The 16,838-nt window shown below is 70.3% G+C and carries 17 protein-coding genes; 10 read left to right on the top strand and 7 right to left on the bottom strand.

The genetic code is table 11. From position 1 onward, the window contains the following. The first annotated feature begins 467 nt into the window (after positions 1-467). The 4 genes from pstS to pstB all read left to right on the top strand — a co-directional run bounded on the left by pstS (position 468) and on the right by pstB (position 4,614). Positions 468-1,586, top strand: a complete 1,119-nt coding sequence (pstS, locus tag ABEA87_RS01595) for a phosphate ABC transporter substrate-binding protein PstS (protein WP_345625304.1) — start codon at positions 468-470, stop codon at positions 1,584-1,586. A gap of 183 nt (positions 1,587-1,769) precedes the next feature. Further along, complete coding sequence (gene pstC / locus ABEA87_RS01590) at positions 1,770-2,723, top strand: phosphate ABC transporter permease subunit PstC (protein WP_345625749.1); 954 nt, start codon at positions 1,770-1,772, stop codon at positions 2,721-2,723. After that, positions 2,720-3,817, top strand: a complete 1,098-nt coding sequence (pstA, locus tag ABEA87_RS01585) for a phosphate ABC transporter permease PstA (protein WP_345625302.1) — start codon at positions 2,720-2,722, stop codon at positions 3,815-3,817. The genes pstC and pstA overlap by 4 nt, the downstream gene beginning before the upstream one ends. Positions 3,818-3,837: 20 nt before the next feature. Further along, positions 3,838-4,614, top strand: coding sequence for a phosphate ABC transporter ATP-binding protein PstB (gene pstB / locus ABEA87_RS01580; protein WP_345625300.1), 777 nt, complete (start codon positions 3,838-3,840; stop codon positions 4,612-4,614). Between the two features lie 173 nt (positions 4,615-4,787). On the opposite strand, the gene ABEA87_RS01575 is transcribed toward pstB, so the two are convergent. Beyond that, on the bottom strand, positions 4,788-5,498 hold the full coding sequence (locus ABEA87_RS01575; RefSeq protein WP_345625298.1) for an NUDIX hydrolase: 711 nt from the start codon (positions 5,496-5,498) through the stop codon (positions 4,788-4,790). Positions 5,499-5,542: 44 nt separating this feature from the next. Here ABEA87_RS01575 and ABEA87_RS01570 point away from each other — a divergent pair, with 44 nt between their 5' ends. Next, entirely contained in the window at positions 5,543-6,514 is a 972-nt protein-coding gene (locus ABEA87_RS01570) for a Gfo/Idh/MocA family protein (RefSeq protein ID WP_345625296.1), read from the top strand. A gap of 94 nt (positions 6,515-6,608) precedes the next feature. On the opposite strand, the gene ABEA87_RS01565 is transcribed toward ABEA87_RS01570, so the two are convergent. The 3 genes from ABEA87_RS01565 to ABEA87_RS01555 are packed head-to-tail and all read right to left on the bottom strand — an operon-like array spanning position 6,609 to position 9,190. Continuing rightward, positions 6,609-7,607 (bottom strand): inorganic phosphate transporter, encoded by a 999-nt coding sequence (locus tag ABEA87_RS01565; RefSeq protein WP_345625295.1) that lies wholly within the window; start codon positions 7,605-7,607, stop codon positions 6,609-6,611. Positions 7,608-7,653: 46 nt separating this feature from the next. Beyond that, positions 7,654-8,280 (bottom strand): DUF47 domain-containing protein, encoded by a 627-nt coding sequence (locus ABEA87_RS01560; RefSeq protein ID WP_345625294.1) that lies wholly within the window; start codon positions 8,278-8,280, stop codon positions 7,654-7,656. A gap of 46 nt (positions 8,281-8,326) precedes the next feature. Beyond that, positions 8,327-9,190, bottom strand: a complete 864-nt coding sequence (locus tag ABEA87_RS01555) for a PPK2 family polyphosphate kinase (RefSeq protein ID WP_345625293.1) — start codon at positions 9,188-9,190, stop codon at positions 8,327-8,329. Positions 9,191-9,278: 88 nt separating this feature from the next. On the opposite strand from ABEA87_RS01555, the gene sigJ reads away from it, so the two are divergent. Next, complete coding sequence (sigJ, locus tag ABEA87_RS01550; protein ID WP_345625292.1) at positions 9,279-10,208, top strand: RNA polymerase sigma factor SigJ; 930 nt, start codon at positions 9,279-9,281, stop codon at positions 10,206-10,208. Here the strand turns inward: sigJ and ABEA87_RS01545 are convergent. Then, positions 10,205-10,978 carry a helix-turn-helix domain-containing protein gene (locus ABEA87_RS01545; RefSeq protein WP_345625291.1) on the bottom strand — a complete coding sequence of 258 codons (774 nt, stop codon included), beginning with the start codon at positions 10,976-10,978 and terminating at the stop codon, positions 10,205-10,207. The two genes, sigJ and ABEA87_RS01545, sit on opposite strands and share 4 nt — an antisense overlap. Before the next feature lie 87 nt (positions 10,979-11,065). Between ABEA87_RS01545 and ABEA87_RS01540 the strand changes: the two genes are divergently transcribed. Together ABEA87_RS01540 and ABEA87_RS01535 are read left to right on the top strand one after the other, a co-directional pair. Next, positions 11,066-12,046: an LLM class flavin-dependent oxidoreductase gene (locus tag ABEA87_RS01540; RefSeq protein WP_345625289.1), complete on the top strand. Its 981-nt coding sequence runs from the start codon at positions 11,066-11,068 to the stop codon at positions 12,044-12,046. Beyond that, positions 12,039-12,401, top strand: coding sequence for a nuclear transport factor 2 family protein (locus ABEA87_RS01535; RefSeq protein WP_345625288.1), 363 nt, complete (start codon positions 12,039-12,041; stop codon positions 12,399-12,401). The genes ABEA87_RS01540 and ABEA87_RS01535 overlap by 8 nt, the downstream gene beginning before the upstream one ends. Positions 12,402-12,474: 73 nt before the next feature. Here ABEA87_RS01535 and ABEA87_RS01530 read toward each other — a convergent pair whose 3' ends face one another. Then, entirely contained in the window at positions 12,475-12,978 is a 504-nt protein-coding gene (locus ABEA87_RS01530; RefSeq protein WP_345625286.1) for a DUF402 domain-containing protein, read from the bottom strand. A 214-nt stretch (positions 12,979-13,192) separates the two neighbouring features. Between ABEA87_RS01530 and ABEA87_RS01525 the strand changes: the two genes are divergently transcribed. After that, positions 13,193-15,073, top strand: coding sequence for an ATP-dependent DNA helicase (locus tag ABEA87_RS01525; protein WP_345625747.1), 1,881 nt, complete (start codon positions 13,193-13,195; stop codon positions 15,071-15,073). A 38-nt stretch (positions 15,074-15,111) separates the two neighbouring features. Here ABEA87_RS01525 and ABEA87_RS01520 read toward each other — a convergent pair whose 3' ends face one another. Next, the gene (locus ABEA87_RS01520) at positions 15,112-16,362 is read right to left on the bottom strand and encodes an AI-2E family transporter (RefSeq protein ID WP_345625284.1); all 1,251 of its coding nucleotides are present in this window, start codon (positions 16,360-16,362) and stop codon (positions 15,112-15,114) included. Between the two features lie 140 nt (positions 16,363-16,502). Here ABEA87_RS01520 and ABEA87_RS01515 point away from each other — a divergent pair, with 140 nt between their 5' ends. Continuing rightward, positions 16,503-16,838: a GroES family chaperonin gene (locus ABEA87_RS01515; protein ID WP_345625282.1), complete on the top strand. Its 336-nt coding sequence runs from the start codon at positions 16,503-16,505 to the stop codon at positions 16,836-16,838.

The raw sequence follows: 16,838 nt of genomic DNA, 5'->3' as shown, positions 1-16,838 counted from the left end.
CGCCGCCGGACTCGATCCGGAAACGATCCGATTGTTGCCGACGGCACGTACGGCCACCCGTCTCGACCGAACGGGCATTCCCGGATATCCCGGCGGCCCGCACGCCCTACCGGGACGGGCATTCCCGGATGGTCCGCGGATCAGCTCCGCCGACGCCGGCCGATGACGTCGAGTCGGTGAGCCAACTCACTTCCGAGCTGCCGGACTCACCCGCCGAACTCCACATTGTCATCACAAATGAGGCATGAAATCGGGCATCAGCACCACCGTTCACGCAACCGACATCTCGCCATCGGCACATCGTCAACCGAGCACCTTGACGAGTTCACCATGCGTTCACTTCTGGCCTCTGCACCGTCCATCTGCCGCTCTTAACGTCCAGTCATCCGGCGAGATCGCCGGTTGACTGGACGGGGGCTTCGCCGCCGGCCCGGTATGACTACCGAAAACTCTCGAAGGGACAGCACGTGAAGCTCCAGCGGCACGGCATCCTGGCCGGCCTCGCGCTGACCGCGACGTTCGCGCTCGCCGCGTGCGGGTCGGACAACAACACCGCGAGCTCGCCGTCCACCCCCACCGGTGGAAGCAGCGCCTCCGCTAGCACGATTAGCTGCGCGACCGGCACCCTGAACGCTCAGGGCTCGACGGCTCAGCAGAATGCCATTAACCAGTGGGTCAAGGACTACCAGACCCAGTGCTCGGGCGCGAACATCGTCTACCAGGGCACCGGATCCGGCGCTGGCCAGCAGGCATTCATCTCCGGCACTGCGGACTTCGCTGGTTCGGACTCGGCGCTGACTGCCGCTGACCAGCCCAAGGCCAACAACCGTTGCAAGACCGGCCCGGCGATCCACCTGCCGATGGCAGTGGGCCCGATCGCGGTGGTCTACAACGTCCAGGGCGTGAGCAACCTGCAGCTCAAGCCGGCGACGCTGGCCAAGATCTTCTCCGGCAAGATCACCACCTGGAACGACGCCGCCATCAAGGCGGACAACCCGGGTGCGACCCTGCCGTCCACCAAGATCCTGACGCTGCACCGCTCGGACAGCTCGGGCACCAGCGACAACTTCACCAACTACCTGAGCACCGTTGACCCGACCGACTGGACCTTCGGCCACGACAAGACCTGGAAGGGCCCGGGCGGCGACGCCGAGAAGGGCTCGGACGGCATTGCCGCCCAGCTGGGCAAGACCGATGGCGCCATCGGCTACGTCGAGTGGTCCTACGCGCAGGCCGACAGCCTGAACACCGCCAAGATCGGTAACGCCGCGGGTCAGTTCCAGGACCTCACCGCCGCCTCGGCCGGTGTCACCATCGCCAGCGCGCAGACCACCGGCACCGGCGACGACATGCAGATGAAGATCGACTACAACACCACGGCTCAGGGTGCCTACCCGATCGTCCTGGTGACCTACGAGATCGTCTGCGAGCAGGGCAACTCCTCGACGGCGCTGCCGCTGCTGAAGGGCTTCCTGGGCTACACCTCCAGCAGCGCCGCTCAGCAGTCGGTGACCCAGCTGGGCTACGCCCCGCTGCCGGAGACGGTCCGCACCAAGGTTGCCGCCACCGTGGCCAAGCTCAGCTGACGCCCCTAACCGACCGGTAAGACGAACGATAGGTAGACGATGAGCCAACCATCGTTTCCCGGCTCCGCCGAGGCCGCTTCCGCGGCCTCGGCGGATTCGCCGAATGACCTGACTGTCGAGGACGACACCCGTACCGTCGACATCCCGCGGCACCGCTCCGGCGGCCGCGGCCCGGTCGCCCCCATGGGTGGCGGCGGCGCCCTGCCGACCAGGCGCCGGTTCGGCCCGGAGAGCGTCTTCCGCTGGCTCACAACGGGTTCCGGCGTAGTCGTGCTGGTCATCATCGTGGCCATCGCGGTCTTCCTGATCGCCAAGGCGGTGCCGGCGATCCGGGCCGACAAGGCCAACTTCCTGACTCACTTCCAGTGGTTCCCAGACGACGAGGTGCCGAAGTTCGGCATCGCCTCGCTGGCCATCGGCACCATCTACAGCTCCGCCATCGCGCTGGTCATCTCGGTGCCGGTGGCGCTGGGCATCGCGTTGTGCCTGTCCCACTACGCGCACAAGCGGCTGGCCAGTGGTCTCGGTTACCTGATCGACCTGCTCGCCGCGGTGCCGAGCATCGTCTTCGGCCTGTGGGGCCGGGACTACCTGTACCTGCCCGTCGAGCAGTTCTCCGGCTGGCTGCACAAGTACTTCGGCTGGATTCCGCTGTTCGGCAGCGACGGGCCCTACGGCAAGTCGATCCTGCTCGGCGCGCTGGTCCTGGCCATCATGGTGCTGCCGATCGTCACCTCGCTGTCGCGGGAGGTGTTCCGGCAGACCCCGCCGATGAACGAGGAGGCGGCGCTGGCGCTCGGCGCGACCAAGTGGGAAGTGGTCCGCCTGGCGGTCCTCCCCTACAGCCGCCCCGGCCTGATCGCGGCGGTCATGCTCGGCCTCGGCCGGGCGCTGGGCGAGACCATCGCCCTGGCGCTGGTCCTGGGCGGCGGCTTCGGCGTGGGGATCGACATCATCCACGACGGTGGCAACACGATCGCCGCGAACATCGCCAACGGCTTCGGTGAGGCCACCGACATCGGCCGCGGCGCGCTGATCGCCTCGGGTCTCGTGCTGTTCGCCATCACGCTGGTGGTCAACGTGATCGCTCGGGCGATCGTGTACCGCCGCCGTGAGTTCCTCGGAAGCGCGGTATGAGCATGACGACCCTTACCAACTCTCCGCAGGCACCGCTGACCACCTCGTTGCAGACCCGCCGCCTGCCGCTCTGGTCGCTGATCAGCATCGGGGTCGGGGCCGCCGTGGTGGCGTACCTGGTCTTCAAGATCGGCGGCCTGCTCGACGCCGGCTGGGTGCTCACCATCGTCGGCGCCGTGCTCATCTTCCTGATCGTGCTGGCGGTCGTCTCGACCGTGGTCGAGGGCGGTCGCTCCGCACGTAACCGGGTGGCCACGTCGCTGATCTACTCGGCGTTCATCCTGGCACTGCTGCCGCTGGTCTCGGTGGTGGTCACCCTTGTCAACAAGGGCAAGACCCGGCTCGACGGCACCTTCTTCAACAACTCGATGCGCAACATCACCGCCTTCGACTCCGGCGGCGGCGCGTACCACGCGATCGTCGGCACCCTGGAGCAGGTGGGCATCGCCACGGTGATCACGGTGCCGCTGGGCATCCTGGCCGCCGTCTACATCGTCGAGTACGGCCGGGGCCGGCTGGCCAACTCCATCCGGTTCTTCGTGGACGTCATGACCGGTATCCCGTCGATCGTGGCCGGCCTGTTCATCCTGGCGTTCTGGGTGCTGATCGTTTCGCCGCACTTCTCCCCGACTGACAAGCCGTTCTACTCCGGCTTCGCGGCGGCCCTGGCACTGTGCGTACTGATGCTGCCGACGGTCACCCGGTCGACCGAGGAGATGCTGCGGCTGGTGCCCGGGGCTCTGCGGGAGGGCTCCTACGCGCTGGGCATCCCGAAGTGGCGGACGATCGCCCGGATCGTGCTGCCGACCGCGCTGCCCGGCATCGTCACCGGCATCATGCTCGCCATCGCCCGCGCGGCCGGCGAGACGGCGCCGGTTCTCCTGGTGGCGGGGGGTACCCCGGACCGCAACTTCAACCCGTTCCAGGGCAACCAGGAGTCGCTGTCCGTCTACATCTACGAGCAGGCCAGCCTGGCCTCGAAGTACGGCCCGCCCCGGGCCTGGACCGCGGCGCTGACCCTGGTGGCGCTCGTGCTCGCACTGACGGTCGTGGCAAAGCTGCTGTCGCGCCGCACCAAGTTGAACCAGAAATGATCGCCCCTCAGGAGTCGGTAATGGCGAAGCGGATAGAAGCGGTCGGCGTCACCGCGTACTACGGCGCCTTCAAGGCGATCGACGGCATCAGCATGGTGATCGAGCCGAAGTCGGTCACCGCGTTGATCGGCCCGTCCGGCTGCGGCAAATCGACCTTCCTGCGCTCGATCAACCGGATGCACGAGGTGCTGCCGGGCGCCCGGGTCGAGGGCAAGCTGACCATCGACAGCCAGGACATCTACGCCCGCGATGTCGACGTCACCGCGGTGCGGCGGACGATCGGCATGGTCTTCCAGCGACCCAACCCGTTCCCCACCATGTCCATCTACGACAACGTGGTGGCCGGGCTGCGGCTGGGCGGCGTGCGGCGCAAGTCGGTGCTCGACGACGCCTGCGAGAAGGCGCTGCGCGCGGCGAACCTGTGGAACGAGGTGCACACCCGGCTCAACCGGCCCGGCGCCGGACTGTCCGGTGGTCAGCAGCAGCGGCTGTGCATCGCGCGGGCCATCGCGGTCGAGCCGCAGGTGGTGCTGATGGACGAACCGTGTTCGGCGCTGGACCCGATCTCCACGCTGGCGATCGAGGACCTGATCAGCGAGCTGAAGAACCAGTACACGATCATCATCGTCACGCACAACATGCAGCAGGCGGCCCGGGTCTCCGACCGGACGGCGTTCTTCTCGATCGACAAGACGGGCGACCCCGGCCGCCTGATCGAGTACGCCGAGACCGCCAAGATCTTCACCAACCCTTCGGTCAAGAAGACCGAGGACTACATCACCGGCCGTTTCGGCTGACGATTGCCGGCCGATCACGGCCAACCGCGGTGGCTGACGACTGGTCTGGGGCGTGGTGCGGCGCTAGAGGCGCCGGCCCGGACCGGTCGGACGACCGACCTGGCCCGTCGCGCGTCGGCAGACGCGCCGAGCCAGGCCGGTCGGACACGGCCGGTTCGAGAAGGTGGCGGCCTTCAGAACACGAGCCGACCGTCGACCAGTCGTGGGCGCACCGGGTTCACCGCGTCCCGGTGCGCCGCCGCGGCCAGCGCGGCGTCGATGCTGCGGTAGTCGGCCAGTTGGTCGAGCGTGGTCCGGGTCGGGGGCAGCATCGGCAACTCAGCGGTGTCGGCGGGAGCCGCCCACACCGAATGTGACGCCTCGGTGCCGATGTGCCGGGTCAGTTGCCCCTCGGGCAGCCGGGCGAGGAAGAAGTACGTGTCGTACCGCCGGGGCTCGAACTCCGGGGTGATCCACCGACTCCACGCGGCCAGCAGGTCGCCCCGCAGCACCAGCCCCCGCTCGCGCAGCAGTTCGGCGAAGCCCACCTCGCGCGCCTCAACCGCGCGCCGGGCGTGTTCCCACTCCACTGTGGACACATCGGCGAGCACGGTGTCCGCGCTCGCCCCGGCCAGCAGCACGCCGGTCTCCTCGAAGACCTCGCGCACGGCGGCGCAGACCACCGCCCGGGCCTCGTCGGCGGGCAGCCCGAGCCGTTCGGGCGGGGCCACCCAGTCCAGATCCGTACCCGCGTCGCGGGGGTCGACGGTGCCCCCGGGGAACGCGTACATCCCGGCGGCGAAGGCCATGCTGGCGGCCCGGCGCACCAGATAGACCTCGTAGGGCGAGCGGAGCAGCAGCACGGTCGCTGCCGGGCGGGGGCGCGCGACGGACTCAGAACTCACCCATCGACCCTACTTGCCCGCACCGGACATGGTTGGATCATGCCATGAGCACGCGTATTCGGTGGGGCATCCTGGCCACCGGCAACATCGCCAACACCTTCGCCCAGGATCTGGCGCTGCTGCCGGACGCTGAGATCGCGGCCGTCGGTTCCCGTACTCTCGACGCCGCTCGCGCCTTCGCCACCCGGCACGGCATCCCCCGCGCCTACGGCTCCTGGGCCGAACTGGCCGCCGATCCCGAGATCGACGTCGTCTACGTGGCAACCCCGCACTCGGCGCACCACGAGGCGGCCCGGTTGTGCCTGGAGGCCGGCAAGGCGGTGCTCTGCGAGAAGCCGATGACCCTCGATCTGGCCTCGGCGCAGGATCTCGTGACGCTGGCCGGCGAGCGCGGCGTGTTCCTCATGGAGGCCATGTGGATGCGCACCATCCCGGCCATCCGGAAGATCGTTGAACTGGTCGCCGACGGCGCGATCGGCGAGGTGACCGCGGTCTACGCGGACTTCGGCATCGCCGGCCCGTTCGAGCCCACCAGCCGGCTACGCGATCCGGCACTGGGCGGCGGCGCGCTGCTCGACCTCGGCGTGTACCCGGTCACCTTCGCTCAGCTGTTCCTCGGCCCACCGCAGCGGATCGCCGCGTTGGCCAGCCTCACGCCCGAGGGGGTGGACGACAACACCGGCATCATCCTCGGCTACGACGGCGGGGCGCTGGCCAGCCTGCACTGCGGGATAGTGGGCGCGACCCCGTGCACCGCCACGATCGTCGGCGAGACCGGCCGGATCGAGCTGCCCACGCTGTTCTTCCGGCCCGACCGGTTCACCATCCACCGGGGCCAGCAGGCCGAGGTGGTGCAGGTGCCGATCCGCGGCAACGGCATGGGCTACGAGGCCGAAGAGGTGATGCGCTGCCTGCGCGAGGGACTGACGGAGAGCCCGCTGGTGCCGCTGTCCTCGACCATCGAGGTGATGCGCTGCCTGGACGCCGTCCGCGCGCAGATCGGCGTCCGGTACTGACTCCGGCCGGCGGCGCGGCCCGGCACCGCCGGACCCGCGCGGCGAACGCCTGGGCGGTCGGGGCGGCCGAGGTGCGGCCGGCCCGACCGCCGGCTCAGAACAGCGGCCGGATCAGCAGGTAGACGATCGCGCCGACGGCACCGGCGGCCGGGAAGGTGAGCACCCAGGCGACCAGGATGTTGCCGGCGACGCCCCAGCGGACCGCGGAGAGCCGCTTCGTCGCGCCCACCCCCATGATCGCTGAGGTGATCGTGTGGGTCGTCGAGATCGGCAGCCCGTACGCGGTCGCCGTGTAGAGCACCGCCGAGGCCGTGGCCTCGGCCGCGAAGCCCTGCGGCGGGTCCAGGTGGATGACCTTGCGACCGAGGGTACGGATGATCCGCCAGCCCCCCGAGTAGGTGCCCACGGCCAGTACCAGGGCGGTCAACACGTCCACCCACCACTGGTGGCGCGTCATCGACTCGTACCCGCCGATGGTCAGCCCGAGCAGCACGATGCCGACCGTCTTCGACGCGTCCTGCATGCCGTGCCCGATCGACATGGCGAACGCGGACACCGACTGCGCTCCCCGGAAGCCCCGGTTGAGGGTGCCGGGGTGACCGCGCCGGAACGCCCAGAGCACGCCGAGCATGACGAAGTATCCGAGGATCAGCCCGATGATCGGGGAGAGCACCATGGGGATGATCACGCTCTTCAGGATGCCGCCCCACAGCACCACGCCCGGCCCACTGAGCAGGGTCGCACCGACCAGGCCGCCGAAAAGCGCGTGCGACGACGAGGACGGGATGCCGAAGTACCAGGTGGTCAGGTTCCAGGCGATCGCCCCGATCAGCCCAGCGATCACCACGCCGAGGCTGGCCGAGCCCTCGGGCAGCCGGACGATGCCCTTGCCCACGGTGGCCGCGACCTTGCCACCGAGGAAGGTGCCGATGAGGTTGCCGACCGCGGCCATCGCCAGCGCCACCCTCGGGGTCAGCGCGCGGGTCGAGACCGAGGTGGCGATCGCGTTGGCCGCGTCGTGGAAGCCGTTGGTGTAGTTGAAGCCCATCGCGAACAGGATCACCGCGATGGTGGCGCACAGTTCGAAGCTCATGACGCCGGTCCGGCCCGGTGCGAAGCACGGCGCGGGTCGGAGGCGATCACGACTCCTTCACCGCGATGGTCTCCACGGTGTTGGCGACCCGCTCGAAGGAGTCGCAGGCGAGTTCCATCTCCTCGACGACCTCCTTCATCTTGAGAACCGTCAGCGCGTCGTACTCCCCGGAGAACAGCCGCACCAGCAGCATCCGGTAGGCCCGGTCGCCCTCGTTCTCGAGCCGGTTGCATTCGACCCAGTAGTCCTCGAGGTCCCTCAGGCCGCGCAGCCGGGGCATGGTGGCGGCGGTGAGCCTGGCCTGCCGGTCGAGCACGTCGACCATCTCGTGCATCTCGCGGGGCAGCGCCGGCATCTTGGTCAGCCCGTAGAGGTAGACCAGGCTGCCCACCGCCTCCAGGTGGTCCATGACGTCGTCCAGGTTCGAGCCGAGCCGGTAGATGTCCTCCCGGTCGAACGGCGCGATGAAGGTCGAATTGATCTTCTGGTACAGGTCGTGGGTGATCGCGTCGCTCGCGTGCTCGACCTCGACCAGCCGCTCGCTGATCGCCTGGATGTCCGCGCCGGGCAGGATCAGTTCGGCCACCAGTTCCGTGCCGACGACGAGGTTCTGCGCGGCCCGGCTGAAGAAGTCGTAGAAGGAGTTGTCGCTCGGACGCAGTCGGAATCGCACGCGGGAACCTCACACGGTACGGGGGGTGATCTCCGGGAACTTTAGTTCACCGCCGGGTCACCCGTTGTTTCACGGGTACGGTCGCGGCCGCAAGCCGGCGCCGTTCCGCCGCCAGATCGAATGCGCCCTCCGGATAGGTTAGCCGCAAATCCCGGAAAGCCCCTCTGAGCAGGGAAGCGACGGCCCAATCGCGGTACCACTTCTTATTTGCCGGAATTATGTGCCACGGTGCGTAGCCGGTCGAGCACTCTGAGAGGGCGTCCTGATAGGCGTTCTGGTATTCGGCCCAGTAACCCCTTTCGTCCACGTCGGCCGGGTTGTACTTCCAGTGCTTGGTCGGGTCATCCAGCCGCTGTTCGATGCGTTTGCGCTGCTCCTCGAATGAAATGTGCAGCATCACCTTGACGATGGTGGTTCCGTTGCGCGTCAGGTCCCGCTCGAACTGGTTGATCTGCGCGTACCGGGCCCGCCACACGTCCGGCGTGACGATCTCGTGTACCCGCGCGATCAGCACGTCCTCGTAGTGCGAGCGGTTGAATACCCCGACATATCCGGCGGTCGGCATGGCCGCCCGGATGCGCCACAGGAAGTCGTGTGCCAACTCCTCGGGCGTCGGGGTGCCGAAGGCGACGATGTGCAGGCCCTGCGGGTTCATGGTGCCGGCGACCCGCCGGGTCGTGCCGTCCTTGCCACCGCAGTCCATGGCCTGCAGCACCAGCAGTACCCGCCGCCGCCCGGCGGCCGCCTTGGCGTTCGCGTACAGGCGCTCCTGGTGGGAGGCCAGCTCGATGCCGACCTTCTCCAGTTCCTGGCGCGCCCAGGCCTTGGGTCGCTTGCCGGCCTTGCCCGGCAGGCCGGGGGTCCCGTCCGGATCGATGGCGCCGAGATCCACCCGGCTGCCCGGCTCCACCCGGAGAATTTCTCGTAGGTCCACCGGCAGATCATCGCCCATCCACGCCGTTGAGCAACCCCTGGTGCTCTGCTCGTACCCTCGACACATGGTCGACGAACTCGGCGAACGGTTCGAAGAGCATCGAGGTCACCTCTTCGGCGTCGCGTACCGGATGCTCGGCAGCCGGTCCGAGGCCGAGGACGCGGTGCAGGAGACCTGGCTGCGTTTCGCCTCCACCAGCCCCGACCCGGCCAACCTGCGCGCCTGGCTGACGACCGTGACCGGGCGGATCTGCCTGGACCTGCTGCGCTCCGCCCGGGTACGCCGGGAGACCTACGTCGGCCAGTGGCTGCCCGAACCGATCGTCACCCGGCTGCCGGCGGGGATCGACCCCGCCGACGAGGTCACCGAGCACGAGCAGGTCGGCCTGGCCCTGTTGGTGGTGCTCGAACGGCTGACCCCGGAGCAGCGGGTCGCGTTCGTGCTGCACGACGTGTTCGCCGTCCCGTTCGACGCCATCGCCACCGCCCTGGACACCACGCCCGCCGCCGCCCGGCAGCTGGCCACCCGGGCCCGGCGCACGCTGGCCGATCCCGGCGCGCCCCGGCACACCGCGGACCTGGCCGAGCAGCGCCGGGTGATGTCCGCCTTCATGGACGCGGCGCAGCGCGGCGACCTGGACGGGCTGGCCCGCATCCTGGCGCCGGACGTGGTGGCCATCGGTGACGGCAACGGCCTGGCCCCCGCCGCTCACAAGCCGGTCACGGGCGCCACGCAGGTGAGCCGGTTCGTGCTCGGCCTGTTCCGGCAGGTCGAGCGGTACCAGTCGGTGCGCGCCGAGCCGGTGCTCGTCAACGGGGACATCGGGCTGCTCATCGACGCCGTCGACGCGTCCGGCACGCCGGTCCTGATGGTCATGGTGCCGACCTCCGCGGACGGCCGGATCACCGCGCTCTACAACCAGCTCAATCCGAGCAAGCTCGTCGGGGTGCCCCGGCCCGACCCGGCCACCACGGCCTGGCCGCCCCGGATCTAAGCACCGTCGGGCGGCCGAGCCGCCAGGGCGGCCGCCGTCGGCTCGTCCGCGGGCAGGAACGCCTCCAGCTTCAGCTCGGCGAGCGTGACGTCTTCGGCGGTGGCGAACGTGGTGACCGTCGTCATCAGCCGGAGTTCGCCGCAACGCGAGCGCAGCCGCAGGGGTACCGCGAAACCGAGCTGATCGGTGCCGATGTCCCGGGCCGGGGCGTGCGCCGCGAGCTCCGCGTGCAGCGCCGCCAACCGGCCGCCCGGGTCGCGCCGCGCCTGGCGCTCCAGCCGGTCGAGGATGTGGTACGCCCACTGGGCGAGATTGCGCACCCTCGGCGCCATTCCGTCGGGGTGCAGCGCGACCCGGTAGACGTTCACCGGCGGCGCCAGCAGGTGCGCCGCCACCCCCTCGGTGAGCACCTCGAACGCGTCGTTGGCGGCGACCAGGTCGCCGTGGCGGTCCACCACGATGGCCGGGTACGGCAGGTGCCCGTCGAGGATGTGGCCGAGCGCGGCCCGCACCGGCGCCAGTCCCGGATCGTTCAACGGGCTCTCCGGGTACGCCGGGGCGAACCCGGCCGCGAGCAGCAGATCGTTGCGGTCCCGCAGCGGCAGCTCCAGGGACTCAGCCAGCCGCACCACCATCCCGCGGCCGGGGACCGAGCGCCCGCTCTCGATGAAGCTCACGTGCCGCTGGGTCGTACCGGCGCGCAGCGCCAGCTCCAGCTGGCTGACCTGCATCCGGGTGCGCCGGGTACGCAGCGCCTCAGGGAAGTCCACACCAGTGGTTGTAACAGCGGTCCCCGGGCGGCTGCCATTCCTCGCGGGGAATTGCCGCGATACCCGGTCGACCACACGATTTCAGGCATGAACAGTGCGAACGGCATCGGCGACGGCATCCGCCTCGGCGTGGTGCTACCGAGTGGGAGGGCCCAATGGGGCCCGGGTACGGATCCGCGCGACCTGATCGACTTCGCGGTGCGGGCGGAACGGCTCGGGTTCGCCTCCCTCTGGGCCGGCGACACGCTGCTGCGGCCGGTCATCGAGACGTTCACCATGCTGTCCGCCGCGGCGGCGGCGACCGAGCGGGTACGGCTCGGCACCGCCGCGCTGCTGCCGGCGCTGCGCCGGCCGGTCCAGGCGGCGCAGGCCATCGCCTCGCTCGACCTGCTGAGCGGCGGACGGCTGGTGGTCACCGTGGGCGCCGGCTTTCCTCGCCGCTCCGAGGCCGAGTACGCCGTGTCGGAAGTGCCCTGGCGAGGACGGTTCGCCCGGCTCGACGACACCGTCGCGCTGTGGCGGCACCTGTGGGCGGCCGACAGCCCCACCGCGTACCACGGCGAGGTGCTGCGCTTCGATCACATCCCCGAGCAACTGCGGCCGGCCCGGCCGGGTGGGCCGCCGATCTGGCTCGGTGGCGCGTCACCGTCGGCGCTGGCGCGCACCGGCCGGCTCTACGACGGCTGGCTGCCGTACCCGCCGGACCCGGCCGACTACGAGGCGGGGCTGTCGCGGGTACGCGAGGCCGCGACCGAGGCCGGCCGCCCCGCCACGGCGGTCGCCCCGGCCCTGTTCGTGACGGTGCTCATCACCGACGACGCCGAGACGGGCCAGCGGGCCATCGCCGACTACGCCCTGGCCACGTACGGGATGCCGGTGGAGGTGGTGCGCACGATCCAGGTGCTGCTCGCCGGTACCCGCGAGCAGGTCACCGCCGCCCTCGACCGGTACGTCGCCGCCGGCGCCCGGCACCTCGTGTGCCGCATCGGCGCGCTCGACCTCAAGTCCCAACTCGACCAACTCGAACTCATCAGCACGCTGTACCCGAAGGAGAAGCCCGATGCTTGATCCCCAACGATTCGCCGAGCGGTACGTCGCACTGTGGAACGAGCCCGATCCCGGCGCACGGTGCCTCGCTATCGCCGAGGTCTTCGCCGAGCGGGCGCGCTACTGCAACGCGCTGCACCGGTACGACGGGCTCGACGAGATCACCGACGCCATCCAGGCGTCCCACGAGCGGTGGATCGGGCAGGGCTACGTCTTCCGCGCGCGGGACGGGGCCGCGACGCACCACGACGCCCTGCGGCTGCGCTGGGACATGCTGCCGGCTGCCGGCGGCGAGGTAGCCTCGATCGGCACCGACCTCATCGTGCTCGACGAGGACGGCCGGATCGCCCGCGACTACCAGTTCATCGAGAACTGACCCGGCCTCAACGACACGTGACCTGGCAGCGACACGTGAGCCGGCTTCAGACGACGAGCGGCCCGGCGGGGCGTCAGACGACCTGATCCAGCCAGGCCTGGTATCCGCCGGCGAACGGCTCGGTGCCGTCCGACAACGCCTTGACCAGCCAGTGCGCGGCGGCCCAGGCATTGCCCACCACGTCGACCGGGTAGCCGAACCGCAGCCGGTTGACCTCGAACTCGTCCTCGTCGACCAGCTCCGGTCCGGTGGCGGCGCGCCGCCGCCGGACGTCGAGGTCAAGGTCGACGAAGCGCACCAGGTGCGGGTCCACCCAGGTGGCCGGCGTGGCTATGTCGCAGTAGACCTCGGTGCGCCGGGGCGGCGCGTTGAACAGCGCCGTCCACCAGGACTGCCGGGGCACGAGCAGGACGTAGGGATCGTCATATTTGTAGCCACCGTCGTTCATCGCGTGCAGCGGCTGCGGAACGCCGAGCCAGATGCCGTGCTGATCCTCCCCGAGCCGCAGGGCCGGATAGCCCCGATGCGCGGTGCCGTCATATTTCGTGTATTCGACGCGCACCACGTCTTTGGCCATGCCCCGACAGTACTGGCCGCGACCCTGGCTAATACAGTTAGCGACCGCCGTTTTCCCGAACCTGTGGATAACTCGCCGGAGTGTGGACGACGCACAGGCCCGTCGGAGGCACGCGGTAGCGTTCTGACCCGTGAGCCGACCCACCGTTGAGGACCTGCTCGCCGCCGCCGTGGGTGCCGTGCCCGGCGGGGCGGCCCGGCCGGGGCAGCAGGCCATGGCCACGGCCGTCACCGAGGCCGTTTCGAACGGCGAGCACCTGCTGGTCCAGGCCGGCACCGGCACCGGCAAGTCGCTGGCCTACCTCGTGCCGGCGCTGCTGGTCGACGGGCCGGTGGTGGTGTCCACCGCCACCCTCGCGCTGCAGTCCCAGCTCGTCGACCACGACCTGCCCCGGCTGGCCGACGCGGTCGAGCCGCTGCTGCGCCGGCGACCGACCTTCGCGGTGCTCAAGGGGCGGCATCACTACGCCTGCCTGGCCCGGCTGGACAACTTCAACGAGGACGAGCCGGCCGACGCCCTGTTCGAGCCCGAAGACGGCGGCAGCAAGTGGCTGGGCGAGGCGGGCCGGCTGGGCAAGCAGGTCGAGCGGCTGCGCGACTGGGCCCTGGAGTCCGAGACCGGTGACCGCGACGAGTTGGACCCCGGCGTCGACGACTCCGCCTGGCGGCTGGCGTCCATGCCCGCCAGGGAGTGCGTGGGAGCGGCCCGCTGCCCCTACGGCAGCGAGTGCTTCGCCGAGGCGTCGCGAGCGCGGGCCCGGGAGGCCGACATCGTCGTGACCAATCACAGCCTGCTCGCCGTCGACATGCTCGCCGGCCGGCACATCGTGCCGCCGCACAAGCTGCTCGTGATCGACGAGGCGCACGAGCTGGCCGACCGGGTGTCCAGCGCGGCGCAGGCCGAATTGTCGCCGGAGGCCATCGAGCGGGCCGCCCGTCGGGTCCGCACCCTGGTGGACCCCGACGATTACGACCGGCTGACCGAGTCCGGCGACGCGCTGGCGGACGGGCTGACCGGGGCCGAGCCGGGCCGGCTCACCGCCGGGCTGCCGGCAGCGATCCAGGAGGCGCTCACCCTGCTCGACGCGGCCTGCCGGCGCGTCCTCGACCGGCTCGGCGACGTCAAGGCCGACGATCCCGATCCGGTGCGCAAGCAGCAGGCCAGGGCCGTGCTCTCCGAGATGACCGAGACCGCGCAGCGGCTGCTCGCCTCGGCCGACTTCGACGTCGCCTGGATCGAGCGCGGCGACCGGCGCCGTGCCATCGTGGTGGCGCCGCTGTCGGTCGCCGGCACGTTGTCCAACCACCTGTACGAGGACCGCACGGTGGTGGCCACCTCGGCCACGCTGGCCCTCGGCGGCCGGTTCGACACGGTGGCTCGCTCGCTCGGCCTGGCCGAGACCCCGTCCACCGAGGACCCGAAGGTCACCCCGTCCTGGACCTCGCTGGACGTGGGTTCGCCGTTCGAATATCCGAAGCAGGGCATCCTCTACGTCGCCGCGCACCTGCCCCGGCCGAGCGCGTCCGGGCTCTCCGACGCGGCCGCCGAGGAGCTGATCGCTCTGGTGCAGGCGCTCGGCGGCCGGACTCTCGGGCTGTTCTCGTCCCGCCGGGCCGCGGAGCGGGCGGCCGAGGTGCTGCGGGCAAAGACCGACCTGCACGTGCTGCTGCAGGGCGAGGAGGCGCTGCCGCTGCTCGTGCGCAAGTTCCGGGAGGACCGCAACAGCTGCCTCATGGGCGTGATGTCGCTGTGGCAGGGCGTCGACGTGCCGGGCGACGCCTGCCAGCTCGTGGTCATCGACCGGTTGCCGTTCCCGCGGCCGGACGAGCCCCTGGCGGCGGCTCGGGCGGCCGCGGTCGACGCGGCCGGCGGCTCGGGCTTCGCGGCCGTCAGCGTGCCGATCGCCGCCGTCCGGCTTGCCCAGGGTGTCGGCCGGCTGATCCGCAGCGCCAGCGACAAGGGCGTCGTGGCCGTGCTCGACTCGCGGCTGGAGACCGCCCGGGGCTACGGCGGCTACCTGCGCAAGACCCTGCCGCCGTTCTGGTACACGACCAAGGCCGACGTGGTGCATGGAGCCCTGCGCCGGCTGCGCTGACCGCCCGGGCGCTGACCGCCCGGCGTCGGATGCGGTGCCTAGCTCTTGACCACCACGTCGCTGGGCGGTGGCGGCTCCGGTCGTCGGCGTCGCCTGGCCGCCAGGTGCCGGATCCCGGTGTTGAGTACGGCCAGGATCGGCACCGCCACCAGGGCGCCGATGATGCCGGCCAGCACCACGCCGGTGGCGATGGCCACGATCACCGCCAGCGGGTGTACCGCCACCGCGCGGCCCATGATGACCGGCTGGAGTACGTGCCCCTCGAACTGCTGCACCGCCACGACCACCGCCACGACCACCAGTGCGGTGACCGGACCCCGGGTGACCAGGGCGACCAGGACCGCCACGGTGCCGGACAGCGTGGCGCCCACGATGGGGATGAAGGCACCCAGGAAGACCAGGGCGGCCAGCGCGAACGCCAGGTCGACCCGGAGGATCACCAGGCCGATGCCGATGCCCGTGGCGTCGATGAAGGCCACCAGCACGGTGGCCCGGACGTAGGCGACCAGGGTCTGCCACGAGTACTCGCCGGCGGTACCCAGCGGCTCCCGAGCCGCGACCGGCAGCAGGCCGACCAGGAACCGCCAGATCCGCCGGCCGTCACGCAGGAAGAAGAAGGTGGTGAACAGGATCAGGAAGGCGGACGCGATCACCTCGAACGCGGTGGTGGCCGTCGACCACGCGCCGCTGGTCAGCACTGATTTGTGACTGTTGAGCCAGTCTTGTACCGAGTTGAGTGCCGAGTCGAGCTGCCGGTCGGACAGGTGCATCGGCCCGCCCTTGAGCCAGCCCTGGATCTGCTGGATGCCGCCCTGCGCCTGCTGGCTGAGCTGGCTCCAGCTGTTCACGAACTCGGTAATGACCAGCGTCAACACGCCGGCGACCACGGCCAGGCCGGCGATCATCGTCAGCGCGGTGGCCAGCGACCGGTGCAGGTGGGCGTGCTTGCGCAGGAAGCCGACCAGCGGCGAGAGCAGCGCGGAGAGCAGCATCGAGATGGCGACCGGCACGACCACCTGGTGTAGCTTGCCGACCACCCACAGCACGGCCACCCCGGCGATGGCGACGATCAACAGACGCCACGACCAGGCCGCCGCGATGCGCAGCGGGTACGGCACGTCCTGGCCGTCTTGCCCCACCGGATGCTCCAGGTACACCTGTTCGGCCGCGGGCTCGTCGCCCATCGGCTCCGGCTCGTGATCCTGATCCTGCGCCGCGCTGCGTACGGTCTCTCTGCCGGCCTGGTAGGCCCGCCGGATATTCTCCTGTACCTGCCTGAAACGGCCCAAGGCGCTCTCCATCCGCCAGCCTTGCCGATCCCACCCTTCGGCGGCCACCCCCACGCGTCCGGCACCGCGCCCCCTGCGGCGACCGGACCACACCTACCGTACCGACGCGGGCAATCGAGATCCGCTGTACCGTACCGGTCGTGAACGTGAACGACCCCGAACCCGGTCTGCCCATCCGCCTGCTACACGACCGCGTCCTCGTCCGCCTCGAGGGCAATGAGGGAGAACGCCGCTCGGCCGCGGGGATCGTGATCCCGGCCACCGCCTCGGTCGGCCACCGGTTGTCCTGGGCGACCGCGGTCGGTGTCGGCCCGCACGTGCGCTCCATCGTGAACGGCGACCGGGTGCTGTTCGACCCCGACGACCGCTCCGAGGTCGAGCTGCACGGGCGCGACTACATCCTGCTACGCGAGCGTGACGTTCACGCCGTCGCGGCCAGCCGCGTGGAGACCGACGCCACCGGCCTCTACCTGTAG

The sequence above is a fragment of the Rugosimonospora acidiphila genome, assembly GCF_039543385.1.
GTDB lineage: Bacteria > Actinomycetota > Actinomycetes > Mycobacteriales > Micromonosporaceae > Rugosimonospora > Rugosimonospora acidiphila.
This window is presented reverse-complemented; position numbering and strand designations above follow the sequence as displayed.